This is a genomic window from Segatella copri, from assembly GCF_009494395.1.
GTDB lineage: Bacteria > Bacteroidota > Bacteroidia > Bacteroidales > Bacteroidaceae > Prevotella.
In genome coordinates, this window is sequence record NZ_VZCB01000082.1 from 53,523 (window position 1) to 67,087 (window position 13,565).

The 13,565-nt window shown below is 42.6% G+C and carries 9 protein-coding genes; 3 read left to right on the top strand and 6 right to left on the bottom strand.

Going from position 1 to position 13,565, the window contains the following annotated elements; genetic code table 11:
• Window positions 1-62: 62 nt before the first annotated feature.
• The 6 genes from F7D73_RS11575 to F7D73_RS11605 all read right to left on the bottom strand — a co-directional run bounded on the left by F7D73_RS11575 (window position 63) and on the right by F7D73_RS11605 (window position 8,064).
• Complete coding sequence (locus tag F7D73_RS11575) at window positions 63-1,568, bottom strand: acetyl-CoA hydrolase/transferase C-terminal domain-containing protein (RefSeq protein ID WP_153124881.1); 1,506 nt, start codon at window positions 1,566-1,568, stop codon at window positions 63-65.
• Between the two features lie 377 nt (window positions 1,569-1,945).
• Window positions 1,946-3,151 carry an MFS transporter gene (locus F7D73_RS11580; protein ID WP_228117727.1) on the bottom strand — a complete coding sequence of 402 codons (1,206 nt, stop codon included), beginning with the start codon at window positions 3,149-3,151 and terminating at the stop codon, window positions 1,946-1,948.
• Between the two features lie 90 nt (window positions 3,152-3,241).
• Window positions 3,242-5,386, bottom strand: a complete 2,145-nt coding sequence (locus F7D73_RS11585; RefSeq protein WP_153124884.1) for a glycoside hydrolase family 97 protein — start codon at window positions 5,384-5,386, stop codon at window positions 3,242-3,244.
• Window positions 5,387-5,522: 136 nt separating this feature from the next.
• Entirely contained in the window at window positions 5,523-6,128 is a 606-nt protein-coding gene (locus F7D73_RS11590; RefSeq protein WP_153124894.1) for a DUF1349 domain-containing protein, read from the bottom strand.
• A 162-nt stretch (window positions 6,129-6,290) separates the two neighbouring features.
• The gene (locus F7D73_RS11595) at window positions 6,291-7,037 is read right to left on the bottom strand and encodes a DUF1349 domain-containing protein (protein WP_153124886.1); all 747 of its coding nucleotides are present in this window, start codon (window positions 7,035-7,037) and stop codon (window positions 6,291-6,293) included.
• 262 nt (window positions 7,038-7,299) lie between these two features.
• Window positions 7,300-8,064: a response regulator transcription factor gene (locus F7D73_RS11605; RefSeq protein WP_228117728.1), complete on the bottom strand. Its 765-nt coding sequence runs from the start codon at window positions 8,062-8,064 to the stop codon at window positions 7,300-7,302.
• Window positions 8,065-8,530: 466 nt separating this feature from the next.
• On the opposite strand from F7D73_RS11605, the gene cysS reads away from it, so the two are divergent.
• The 3 genes from cysS (at window position 8,531) to F7D73_RS11620 (ending at window position 13,398) form a co-directional block, all read left to right on the top strand.
• Complete coding sequence (cysS, locus tag F7D73_RS11610) at window positions 8,531-10,021, top strand: cysteine--tRNA ligase (protein WP_153124890.1); 1,491 nt, start codon at window positions 8,531-8,533, stop codon at window positions 10,019-10,021.
• Window positions 10,022-10,760: 739 nt separating this feature from the next.
• Window positions 10,761-12,854, top strand: a complete 2,094-nt coding sequence (locus tag F7D73_RS11615; protein WP_153124892.1) for an outer membrane beta-barrel protein — start codon at window positions 10,761-10,763, stop codon at window positions 12,852-12,854.
• Window positions 12,855-12,864: 10 nt separating this feature from the next.
• Complete coding sequence (locus tag F7D73_RS11620) at window positions 12,865-13,398, top strand: hypothetical protein (RefSeq protein WP_153091937.1); 534 nt, start codon at window positions 12,865-12,867, stop codon at window positions 13,396-13,398.
• Window positions 13,399-13,565: the final 167 nt, after the last annotated feature.

Sequence of the window (13,565 nt, forward strand, 5' to 3'; positions counted from 1 at the left end):
AGGTTGTATTCCATTGATGGAAACAGCCTGGTGCCTTTTTTATGTTTATGCGGTAATCTTCCTTATTTCAGATATTCTCCGAAGTCGGTCAGTCTCATATCTCCCTTCTTCAGGAAGGTATCGTGCATGGCGAGGGCGGCACGCATGCTCTGTGGCTCGTGCCCCTTTTCTGCAAATTTCAAGTATTCGCGAAGCATTGGACGATAATCCGGGTGCGCACAGTTCTCGATAATCTCCTTGGCACGGCGCAAAGGACCCTTGCCGCGAAGATCGGCGACTCCCTGCTCAGTAACGATAACATCCACATCGTGCTCGGTGCTATCTACATGGCTGCACATCGGAACGATGGCTGAAATGCAACCGTTCTTGGTGGTACTCTGGGTGGTGAAGATAGAGATATAGCCATTTCGCTCGTAATCGCACGAACCACCGATACCATTCATCAGCTTGCTGCCGCAGATGTGGCTGGAGTTCTCGTTGCCATAGATATCGCACTCGATGGCGGTATTCATGGCGATGACACCCAGTCGGCGGATTACCTCCGGAGAGTTTGAAATCTCGCTCTGGCGGATGGTAAGATGCTTCTTGAAGTAATCTATATCATCATACACCTCTTTCAAAGTCTCGTTTGTTACGGTGAGCGAAGAGCAGGATGCATCCTTGATTCTTCCCTCACGCATGTATTTCACTACAGCATCCTGAACCACCTCGGTATAGACGCTGAATACAGGCACGTTAGGATTCTGTCCCAATGCCTCAAGAACGGCATTGGAAGTTACGCCCACTCCGCTCTGCAAAGGCAGGAACTGAGGAGGAATATGTCCCTTCTTCAGGTCGCTGACCAGGAAATCAGCCACATTATGTCCCATCTGTTCGGTTACAGGGTCGAGTGGCTTGAAGGCACGCGCCTCTTCCGGAATGTTGCATTCTACCACACCCACAATCTTATGTGCATCAATCTCCACATACTCTTTACCTATTCTATCGCCCACATTCAAGATTGGGATAGGTGTGCGGAATGGGCATTCTGCTATCTCATATACATCGTGAAGATAACGGGAAGCTGGACTGTGGAAGGTATTCTTCTCGATGAGCACCTTCTTTGCCAATCTAACGATGGTAGGAACAATGCCGCCGGCAGAGGTAAGGAATGCCTTGCAGGTGGTTTCGCCTTCTTCCAAATCAGAAACTTCGATGATGGCAAGGTCTATCTCGCCATAGAAACCACGGCGCAGGCGCTCAGCCATGTGGCCGAGATGCATATCCTCGTAGTCGATTTCACCGAGATTGGTATGGGTGCGGAAATCCTTGTTGGTAGAAAATGGCGCACGGAACTTGATGGCATGGGCTGCAGCCATGTCACCTTCGATACTCTGCGAGGTAGAAGCACCCGTGAGGATGCCCACCTGGAAAGATCTGCCTGCCTCATGCTCAGCCACGGCTCTCTTGGAGAGTTCGCGGAAGGTTGCCTTAGGCACGCCGTTTGGTGTGAAACCACTCAATCCGATTGTATCTTGATCGTTAATCATCGCTGCCGCTTCGGCAGCACTCAATCTTGTATATGCCATTTTCTTCTAACTTAATACTCATTAGCGGAACTTATAGCCGCCTTCTTGATAATTGATAACTGTTTGCGGCTGCAAAGTTACACATTATTTTCGATATACGCTAATAATTTGATAATTTTATGCATATATTAGGCAAAAAACTTACAAATAGTGAATAGATATACAGAAACTGATTACTTTATGCAAAAAGATAGCCGAAAGTTTGGTACTCTCTATTATTTGCTGTATGTTTGTCGTCATGAAGAGGCGGCGGAGATCGAGTGCGTGGCGGAAATGGTGGAATAAAGAATTTGCAATAATATTATCAGTTTGGATGACATTGCCCTATAAGCGTGAAACTCTTTACTTTCCCCTTTTGGGAAATTGTATAGCCATTATTAGCTTATATCTGTTTGCGATATAGTCCGTTTGGACTTCAATATTATAGACGAAACAACCGCAACAATTAAAACAAAAACAGCAATTCCGATAAATGATATATGTAAACCATAATGTTTCCCTACGAATCCGATTAGTACTGGACCGAGGAGTATCCCCGAATATCCAAGGGCATTAATGAAACTGATAATGTTGTGTACAGCCATTCCTTTGATATGTGCCGCAAAGGAAACCAATTGAGGAACAACATTGGCGGCACCGCAGCCGACAATCACAAAGCCAGCGACAGCAGCAACGGAACTATTAACTAATACTACAACCATGAAACCGATAGCAATGAGTAATGCTCCTCCGGCCACTACAAATCTTTGTCCCAATCGATTTACGGTTTTGTCTCCACAGAGCCTCATAATGGTCATTGAAACAGCAAATGCCGTATAGAAGAAACCTGCCATGGACATGTCAACGCCACGCTCTTGACTGACAAATATTGCCGACCAGCCCATCACAGCACCCTCCGAGGCATACATGATAAAGCACAACAATCCAACCACGATAACCATAGGAGGAATATACAATTTATTTTTTCTTGGCTTCTCAACAGGTACGTCAGACAACACAAATTCTTCTTTCGGCAACAAATCCCTACATCCGAATACCAGCGCCAGCAATATGAATATTATACAAATAACAACAGCCCATTTAGGCATGAGTCCTAAAGTAAACAGCACACTCATCGCTCCGGCACCAATCAGTGTACCCAACGAATAGCCACCATGAAAACCAGACATAAGATGCTGTCCCGTCATGCGCTCGACGGTAACACCATTCATGTTTGCCGCAACATCAATGGTGATGGTGCAACCTCCGAAAACCATAAGCATCACGCTTGTCAGCCATATATTTATAAGCAGACTTATGGCTAACAATGCGAAAGCCATCAGCAATCCCGATACATAAACCACCTTCTTTGCGCCAAAATGATTTACAAGAAAGCCGGAAAGCGGAAGTGCACAGATAGAGCCAAAGCCACTGCACAGCATAAGTAACCCAAGAGTACCCTCGTCTATTGCAAACGCTCTCTTGACGTATGGTACAAGCGGTGCCCACGCAGCCTCGAGAACCCCTATTATCATAAAGGCAACACGATTGGCGACAAGCAAATGTTTATGTTGATTATGAAGTATATTCATTTTATTAATCATTAAGATATATTGCGATGTCATATCAAGCAGGCAATCATTTTTTGCCTGCTTGATATTCCTTGATTCGTAGTTCTTTCGGCAATAGCCTGTTTATAATTTAAGTCTTTTTACTCCAGCTACATCCGATTTATTGGTTACTTCAAAGATACTGATGGCATAACCTCCTCCTGAAGCAGCTCTTAATTTTAAAACAGATTTCGAAGTAACTGTTCCTTTATGGATGGTATAAGCCTGTGGATTCGTTTTGTAGTTGGCATCGGGTGCATCGGCATACACGGTGGCTACATAGGTTTTATCAGCATCGAGAAAGTTTAACTTCAATACGGATTGATGCCCTTTTTCTCCACTCGTACATCCCACAAACCAATTGTTTGTGTCCTTAGCTTTACGGGCTACCGTAATGTATTGTCCAGGTTCCGCCTCAAGGTATTTAGAATCATCCCAATCGATTGCCACATCTTTGATGAATTGAAACGCATCCATATAACGCTCATAATGTTCCGGCAAATCTGCCGCCATTTGTAATGGACTGTACATTGTGACATATAAGGCAAGTTGACGTGCCAATGTGGAGTTGACGTGTGAACGATTGGGAGCCCATGTGCTGAGGTCCATTACGAAAATACCTGGCGTATAGTCCATCGGGCCTCCCTGAAGACGTGTGAACGGCAAAATGGTTGTATGGAAAGGTTTATTACCTCCAAAGGCTTCATATTCTGTGCCGCGAGCGGATTCATTGCTTATCAAGTTGGGATAAGTGCGACATAATCCGGTCGGACGTACTGCCTCATGCGCATTGACCATGAGATGATGCTTGGCAGCTTGCTTAATGGCATAAAGATAATGGTTTACCATCCATTGACCATAATGGTATTCGCCAGCAGGTTGTATATATCCAACGTATCCACTCTTCACCGCATTATAACCGTATTTGTTCATAAGACTATACGCCTCTTCCATATGGCGCTCATAGTTGCGCACAGATGAAGATGTTTCGTGATACATCATCAGTTTAACATTCTTATTGTGTGCATACTCATTCAACCCCGGTAGGTCAAAATCCGGATAAGGAGTCATAAAGTCAAAGACATAGTCTTTCATTTTTCCGAACCAATCCTCCCATCCGATGTTCCAGCCTTCTACCAATACTTGATCGAAACCGTGGGTTGCGGCAAAGTCTATATATTTTTTTACATTTTGGGTGTTGGCAGGATGTTGTCCGTTCGGTTTTGCTTTTGAATAGTCCGTCTCACCCAGTTTAACGGAAGGGTAATCCCATGTATAAGCCCAAGGGCGGTTTCCGGCAATCATTTCCCACCATACACCGATATATTTCACTGGCTTGATCCAAGAAGTATCCTCCAATTTGCATGGCTCGTTCAAATTCAGGATAAGCTTTGAGGATAAGATGTCACGAGCATCATCGCTGACCATAATCGTTCGCCAAGGACTATGGCAAGGCGCTTGCAGTCTTCCTTTGTTCCCCTGTGCATCGGGTGTTAACCAGGATTCGAAAACCAAGTTCTTATCATCCAGGTTTAGATGCATGCATGAATAATCGACTAAAGCAGCCTCGTGCAGGTTAATATAAAGCCCATCATCAGTCTTCATTTGTAAAGAGGTCTGTACCCCCGTATCAGAGAATTTTGTTTGTGATAAGTTGTCCGTATAGGCCTCTGGCATTAACCTACGAATTTCTGACAAGCGGCTTTCTGTATAGTCATATTCTTGTGTGTCGTAATCTCCAGGAATCCACCAAGCTGTATGATTACCCGTCATAGCAAATTGGGTATGTTCTTCTTTGACTATGAAATAGATCAGTTCCTTTTGGCTTGGGAACTCGTAGCGCAGGCCCAAACCATCGTCGTAAACTCGAAAGCGAATGTTCATATATCGGTCGGTCTTTGGCTGCCGGAGTTCTATCAGCAGTTCGTTGTAGTGATTGCGAATGTTTTTTACTTCTCCCCATACCGGCTTCCATATTTCGTCGAAAGAGGAGGTAGAGGTCTTTACGACCTCAAAACCATCCATAAGATCGGGTTGCCCATTCAGTTCCAATCCTAAACGACTGGGCTTGACAACAGGTTTGTTTTTATAGCCTACATAATAGGTTGGAACACCTCTTTCGGTCAATTCAAAGTTTACGTCTATAATACCTGAAGGAGATAAAATCTTTTGGGCATAAGACGCCGATAACTGTAAAATAATGATGGTAAATAGTATTGCTCTTTTCATAAAAGTAAAGATAATATAGTTCGTTGATTATCATATAGAATTATTTCAGATACAATGGTGTCATAACGAAAGAACAGTTTCTTGTATGCTGTTCGTATTATTTCGTTGTCTGTTTGAATCCTGTATCTTCCGCTGATCATGATTGCCATTTACACTCGCCGACTTCCATTTCAGAGAATTGTGCGGTGAATGAATGGTCAACCGGGCTTGCCGCATATATTCCGAACGAGATCTCCCCATCACCCTTATCCAAATGAAATGTACGCATTTGGTGGAAAGTGGTACCGTCAGGACTTGTCTCTATATAATAGTCGCTTCCCCGACGACTAAGGCGATACCACATTTCCTTTATGGAAGATGGAATATCATGCGTAGCCCAGTCGGAATATCCGTTATTTGTCACCACACTGCCCAATCTCTGGTATTCCTCGTTCTCGTATTCGATTGACGCCTTCATCCAGTTGTCACTGTCAAGATAGATTGCGATACCGCATTGGTCAAACAGAGCAGAACTATTGAACGATGTCTTTACTGTGAAAGAAAAGAACTTGTTAGAAGTTTTCATTTGCAGCACCGGAGCATTGTCGTTGCTGAACCCATAATAGGTGCGCTGCCACAAGTCTGTGTGAGGTTCTGAAACGATTGTAATCAAAGAGTCCGTGATAGTGTATTGTTTGGGCTCACGAATCCAAAACAAGTTTTCAGCCACAAATGGCTTTAAGATTGTGTCATTTTTTTCCATATTCGATTTATTTGCTATTGATGATTGTTGTTGTTTCTCATTTTGACATGACAGCAGAGTGCATGCAAGCAGCGACAATGCTATGAAAAATTGATTTCTCTTCATTTGTCGAAATGTTTAATATGTTTGTTAAAATCTGATAATAGTGCTGAGGTATGGTGCTTATTCCCCGTCGAGCTTACCTATGCGAAAATTGGCAACAGCCTCTTGCTTAAGCGACACTTCCGTAAAATAGCAGGTGTGTGCATCGTCTTTAGGACTTTGGGAACTTAGGCCAAGAAGCAGTTTTTTCGGAAAATCATTCTTGTAGAGACGAGCCATGTGCCATATATTCCCATCTTCTGAAAAATAACTGCCAAGAGTAGTGCCATCGGATGATAATCTCATATAAACATACCGACCGATAATCGCCTGATGATTATTGTCATCAGAAGTGCCTATTGTGCGAACTGACACCACACGGTGAACACCATATTCATCCTGTTCGAAACACAGTTTTTGACAATGAGTGTCATTCTCGTATGCGTATAACACACCTGCCGAATATGTTCCAGTTTCGGTGAAGTTCGGCTGTACTTTAGCCGTAAAAGTGAAAGGCTTAGTGTTGTCAACTTCTGTAAAAATGACTGCAGAGCTATTGACAACGCTTCCATCCGGGGAGCGGAAATAATCAGTTTGGGGACCGGCCACAAACTTGAGAGTGTCGCCAAGAAGTGTGATACCATTCTCTCCGCCGTTTTTAGACTTTGTAAAACGGATTCCTCCTACATTGATATTGCATGTAGCGAGTTTAACGTTTTCCGTTAAGACTTTCTTGTCAGAACTTCCTTCTTTTTTCTCTGACTCTTTCTGGATGCATCCAGTCATAGCAAGACTTGCTATGATTGCGATAAATACTAATTTTCTCATTGTTACATTGATTTGATTTTTATTAAATTGCAACTTCCTTGTGATTTATTTGCGGTTGCAAAATTAGAGAAAATATACGATATGTGCAATACTGATTTCTAACCAATTTTCGCATCAGTTAAATATAGATACCAGTTTTATTTATTGAATATCAACCCTCTACGACCGACAACCAACGAATTGTCAGGAACATCCAGAGTTATAGTACATCCATTTGACATGACACATCCATTTCTAACCAATCATGAAGCAGGCACGCACATTAAATAAGGTTCATTCTTAATGCAATTTCTACTGCGGCTGCGGTATTGGCAACTTTTAACGACGCTAAAATATCCTGACGATGGCGATTAACCGTATAAATGGATATGTTTAACTTGTCGGCAATTTGTTTGCTTGGCACTCCTTTGGCTATCAATGACAGTATTTCAAGTTGTCGACGGCTAAGAATTTTACGGTCACTCGCTTCGTATATGTCTCGTCCAACCTTTTCCCCGGTCAATAGATTAACAATTATTCCATCTTGTCGGTTATGGGAAACAGGGTACGGGATGTAAGTGCATAGACCGAGTAAAACACTACCGTTGGCACTACAGCTGAAATATCTCGTTGTATGGAGTATCTTGACTTTTTCATTGTCTCCGGCCCGGTAAAAATTAAGGATACATGAAGCTGAAAAATTTGTCTTTTCTTTTATTGAACGTTCTTTTATAAAGTTGAAGAAACGAAGTTCCAGTACATGACGTTCAATAAGTTCGTCTTCTTTTGCATGACAGAATACGATGTCCTCAAAGGCAGAATTACGATCTACCATATATTCTGGAAGATTCATTATAGTTTGACCGAATCTTCCAGAATAAATATGGCATTCTTTATTTTGAAAATCTGATACAACTGCTATGCCTTCTGTTGCTAATGCATAACCATTTGCACACGCTTTTGCTTGAGCGAGTAATAGTTCCCTGTTATCCGAGGCTTCAAACTGTTGATCTGTCAAAAGCGATTTTAGTTCATTTTCTTGCTTCATTCTGAATTGATCTCTATTCGCACCATTACGGAGTAGTGCCATTTAAATTTTGTTGCAAAATTACTAATAATAATTGATTTAGATCACAAGTTTCTCTTAAAATATATTAATTGAATATGAAGTCGAAATAGAGTTGGTTATCATTAAATGTTGCTTAACCCACTTGAACAACTTATGACAAGCTTTACATAAGTTCTTATATAATACCTTTTTGGCTCTAAGTATGTTAAAATTACCACTTAGAGCCACTTTGCCACCTATTCGTTTGGCTCCAAGTGGTCTTTTTTATATATTTGCAGCCAAATATAGCAGCATCATACAGAGAGAATTGACTATGGAAAATCTGTTTCATTAGTATTTTCGAGGAATTTAATAACATTTTGCGAATGATTTGTCGAATATATCAGAAAAATGAGTTAACTTTGCACTCAAAATATAAATAATATAAAAATAAGGTTCAAACAAAATGGAACAGAAATTATTGATCTACAACACTCTCACTCGTACGAAAGAGAGATTCACTCCGCTCCACGCTCCTAACGTGGGCATGTATGTTTGTGGCCCAACTGTGTATGGCGATCCGCATCTGGGTCATGCGCGTCCTGCCATCACCTTCGATATACTCTTCCGCTATCTCAAGCACCTGGGCTATAAGGTTCGCTACGTTAGAAACATTACCGACGTGGGCCACCTGGAGCACGATGCTGATGAGGGCGATGACAAGATTGAGAAGAAGGCACGCCTGGAGCAGTTAGAGCCAATGGAGATTGCGCAGTACTACACCAACCGCTACCACGATGCCATGGAAGCGCTGAACGTACTCCCTCCTAGCATTGAGCCTCATGCCACAGGCCATATCATCGAACAGGAGAAACTGGTTCAGGAAATCCTGGACAATGGCTATGCCTACGAGAGCAATGGCTCTATCTACTTCGACATCGAGAAGTATAACAAGGATCATAAGTACGGTATCCTCTCCGGACGTAACCTGGAGAACGTTATCAACGAGAGCCGTGAGCTGGCTGGTATCGGCGAGAAGAAAAACCAGGCTGACTTTGCTCTCTGGAAGAAGGCTTCTCCTGAGCATATCATGCGCTGGCCTAGTCCTTGGAGCGATGGTTTCCCTGGCTGGCACTGCGAGTGTACTGCGATGGGACGCAAGTACTTGGGCAGCCACTTCGATATTCACGGTGGCGGCATGGATTTGATTTTCCCTCACCACGAGTGCGAGATTGCGCAGGCTGTAGCTTCTCAGGGCGACCAGATGGTTCGTTACTGGATGCACAACAATATGATTACCATCAATGGTCAGAAGATGGGTAAGAGTCTTGGCAACTTCATCACTTTGGAGCAGTTCTTTACTGGCAATCACGACAGTCTGGAGCAGGCTTATTCGCCAATGACCATCCGTTTCTTCATCCTCTCGGCTCACTACCGCAGCACCGTAGATTTCTCTAACGATGCCTTGAAGGCCAGTCAGAAGGGATTGGAGCGCCTGATGAACGGTTTGAACGACCTGGAGCGTGTGCCTGTAGCTAAGCAGAGCGATGAGCAGGTGAAGAAGTTCGTAAGCGAGCTTCGCCAGCGCTGCTACGATGCGATGAACGATGACTTCCAGACTCAGCTCGTCATCAGCTATCTCTTCGAGGCTTGCCACGTAATCAACACAGCCCTCGACCACAAGGCAAACATCTCTGCCGAAGACCTGAAGGAGCTTTCAGATACCATGCAGCTCTTCACCTTCGACCTCCTCGGCTTGAAGAGCGAGAAGGGAGCCAACAATGATGCCCGCGAAGAGGCTTATGGCAAGGTAGTAGATATGGTTCTCAACCTTCGTGCCAAGGCTAAGGCTGATAAGGATTGGGCTACCAGCGACCAGATTCGCGATGCCCTGGCTGAAGCCGGCTTCGAGGTAAAGGACACCAAAGATGGTGTTACCTGGAAACTAAATAAATAAAAATACTCATAAAGAAGATATGCCTATCTCATAGTTTTTATGGGATAAGTCGTATCTTCTTTTGCTTTTATAATGACTTTTAACGCAATACAAATTATGAAATTGTCTATAAGAATTTTAGTTAAATTGTCGCTTATAGTTATTGTCCTTTTGGGTAGTTTCTCGATGGCCCAAGCCCAAAAGCAGAAGAAAATCTACAATCGCCCACATTGTAAAGTATTCCTAAAGAATGGCAAGGTTGTAGATTCCTATTTGATGGCAGGGCATAACTTGATTCATCGCACAGATTCTGCCATCAAGTTATCGAATAATCCGAATGCCTTTTTCCCAAAAATTCTGCTAAAATCTTCTGAATAGCTTAAAATGAGCGATTTATGAGTGTCTTTCCTCAATAGAGGTAATGACTTGGCAATAGTTTTAACTTCTACATTCTACATAAGTTTGCCTTGCTTGCCAAACAACTCTTTTCGGATGCAAAGTTAAACCTAAAATCTGAAAAACGACACTTTTTGCTTTGTTTTTATAGATTATTAATTTTGGGTTGGAAGTGTGCTTATTCCAAATGTAGCAACACATTGTCTATGCAGCATAGATAAATTTCATATACGGCATTAAAAGTAAGAGAAATGTTAAATGTCGTCCTCATTCCTACAATACAAAGCAAAACGTTCTCGTTTATGGATTTTTTTTCGTACTTTTGAAAGTTATAGAAAGAGAATGTAGATTAGAAAGGTAAAATATGGACAATAAAGTATTCCTTTTAGGATTATTTCTGCTTTCAGTTGCTAACGTGAAAGCTCAAACTCAGACGCAGAATGATTCGCTCACAATGGAGAACATGATGCACAACCTTCCCGAAATAATGGTCAAAGGTTCGCGCCCTATCGTCAAGGCTGAGCGAGGTATGTTATCCTATAACATGCCGTTACTCATGAAGCAACTACCTGCCGACAATGCCTATGAGGCTCTTACACGTATTCCTGGTGTTAGTGATGCTGATGGTGGCATCAAGTTTTCCGGCAACGAGGTGACGCTTATCATCAACGGACAGGCGACCACTTTAACGCAAGAACAGCTTGCAGACAGATTGAAAGCGATGCCTGCTGCACAGTTGGCTAAAGCAGAGGTGATGCTTGCTGCTCCTGCACGTTATCATGTTCGTGGCATGGCTATAAATATCGTCACAAAAGATTATGCGGGTACAAATCAGTTGTCTGGACAGATAATTGGAGGATTGCAGCAAAGCAAATATGCAAAAGGGTTTGGTGATTTTTACCTTTCTATGCAAAGGGGAAAGTTTGGATTAGATGCACAATATCAATATATAGACGGCAATTCATATGGTGAGTCTTCACGCATTGCCAACCATCCACTGGGTAACAAACGGGTAAATTATAATGATGAAACCAGTCAGAAGTCATTTGGTATTGCTCATAACTACCGACTTGGCATGAATTACGCCTTTAGCAAGAATCATCGTCTTGAAGTTGCCTATACAGGTAAATGGGACAAGTCTTGTTCCAACAGCAACACCGCAGGCTCAAGTGAAAGCGGAATGCATAATGACAGCCATGAGTATCTGCACAATGTTGATGTAAACTACTCACTTCCTTTTGGACTTAATATTAGTGGTTCATACACGAATTATCGTACCCCCCAACAACAAAAACTTGACGGTACGATTTATACAAATGAAAATACGACAGAAACGGAACGCAACCTTACAAGTGGCAGTGAACAGACAATCAGCAAATGGATGTTCACGGCAGACCAAACCCATTCTTTGGCACATGGCTGGGGATTGTCGTATGGCGTAAAGGGACAGTTCACAAGCAACAAGAGTTATCAGAACACCCTCGATAAGGAGGGAAATATTCTGCCTAATGCAACAAGCAGTGTGGACATCAACGAACGGATATGGAATATATATGCAGGTTTCAGCAAACAGATAAACAAGGCGATTAGTCTTGAAGCATCCGTAGCTGCCGAGCAATACCACTCCCCGATATGGGACAAATGGCGCATATATCCTTCACTCAACGCCCTGTGGAATATCAACGAGAATCATTTACTCAACTTGTCGTTCAGCTCTAACTCTGAGTTCCCGAGTTATTGGTCAACAATGAGCAGCGTGTTTTACTCATCAACATATACTGAGATACATGGCAATCCCGATTTGAAACCATACTCAAATTATAATGTCAACCTTATGTGGCAGATAAAGAGACGCTATACTTTGATGGCTTTTGCAAATTTGAAGCCAGATTATTCTGTGCAGATGCCATACCAGCCAACAGACCGCATGGCGGTAATAATGAAAGAAACTAACTTCAACTACGAAAATAGCTTTGGATTGCAAGCCTCTGCAATATTCAGCGCAGGCAAATGGCTCAATGGCAATGTGTTTGCCGTTGGAATCTACAAGCATGCCAAAAGTGACCATTTCTTCGATTTGCCATTCAACCGCAAGAAACTGACGGTAGCTCTTGGAGGTACTGCATCTATAAAACTTTGCCGCACACAAGACTTGCGCCTCATACTAAACCCTTTCTTTCAGTCAAAAGCAATACAAGGTGTTTATGATATAAGTCCAATCTTTAGAATGAACGCCAAATTACAATGGACTTCACATGATGGAAAATGGGGATTGCGCATCAATGGCAGCAATATTTTCAACAACAAGGCAGACACCCGCTCCGTACAAGGCAATCAAGATTACCGTATGAAAGTAAACTATAATTGGGCTACTGCCACTTTTGCTGTCATCTATAAGTTCGGAGGCTACAAAGAAAAGAAAGTAAAGGAAGTTGATACATCAAGAATGGGACATTAAGCCACATGATATGAAACAAAAACTATTTGGTAGAATAAGCAAGGATAATATCCTTGAGCTGTGCTTTCTCACTCAAGGTGATAAGAATGACCACCGAAAGGAAGAGTTCTATCGGCTTACTTTCGATGAGGATAATCGTGTAGCATTCAATGCACTGCACGTTCTATCAAATTTTGATTTAGCAAATAATGAGTGGCTTTACAGCAAACATGATGAGCTGATTGACCGAGTGATGAAAGAAGAACATGTTGGGAAACGCCGTCTAATGCTCAGTATTCTTTTACGCCAACCATTTGAAGAAGAATCCCTCCGCTCAGATTTCATTGACTTCTGTGTAAGTAAGATTACCGCTTGCGCTCAGCCATATGCTATACGAGCTTATTGCATGAAGCTTGCTTATGAGCAAATGAAGTATTATCCTGAACTTCTCAGCGAGTTAAAGATGGCATTGGACATGTTGGAACAAGAGGTGCTATCCCCAGGATTAGCTTCTGCGAAAAGGCAGGTGCTGATGAAAATAAGAAGGAAGCGTTCTTTTTCTTAAAGTTGCATTTCCGCAAAGGATAGCCTTGTTCCTGTATTTTTGTCATTCGATATACTGTTTGCACTTAGTACACTCACTTTTTGCGACCATCGGGAGCAAAATTTCTCCGCCATCATGGTGGAGCGAGGAGTTTTGGGGTTCCCAAAACATAACCTCGCTCCCTCCTC

Coding starts and splice junctions, on each gene's coding strand:
- F7D73_RS11575 (WP_153124881.1), bottom strand. CDS start 1,568: ATGGCATATACAAGATTGAGTGCTGCCGAAGCGGCAGCGATGATTAAC.
- F7D73_RS11580 (WP_228117727.1), bottom strand. CDS start 3,151: ATGATTAATAAAATGAATATACTTCATAATCAACATAAACATTTGCTT.
- F7D73_RS11585 (WP_153124884.1), bottom strand. CDS start 5,386: ATGAAAAGAGCAATACTATTTACCATCATTATTTTACAGTTATCGGCG.
- F7D73_RS11590 (WP_153124894.1), bottom strand. CDS start 6,128: ATGGAAAAAAATGACACAATCTTAAAGCCATTTGTGGCTGAAAACTTG.
- F7D73_RS11595 (WP_153124886.1), bottom strand. CDS start 7,037: ATGAGAAAATTAGTATTTATCGCAATCATAGCAAGTCTTGCTATGACT.
- F7D73_RS11605 (WP_228117728.1), bottom strand. CDS start 8,064: ATGAAGCAAGAAAATGAACTAAAATCGCTTTTGACAGATCAACAGTTT.
- cysS (WP_153124890.1), top strand. CDS start 8,531: ATGGAACAGAAATTATTGATCTACAACACTCTCACTCGTACGAAAGAG.
- F7D73_RS11615 (WP_153124892.1), top strand. CDS start 10,761: ATGGACAATAAAGTATTCCTTTTAGGATTATTTCTGCTTTCAGTTGCT.
- F7D73_RS11620 (WP_153091937.1), top strand. CDS start 12,865: ATGAAACAAAAACTATTTGGTAGAATAAGCAAGGATAATATCCTTGAG.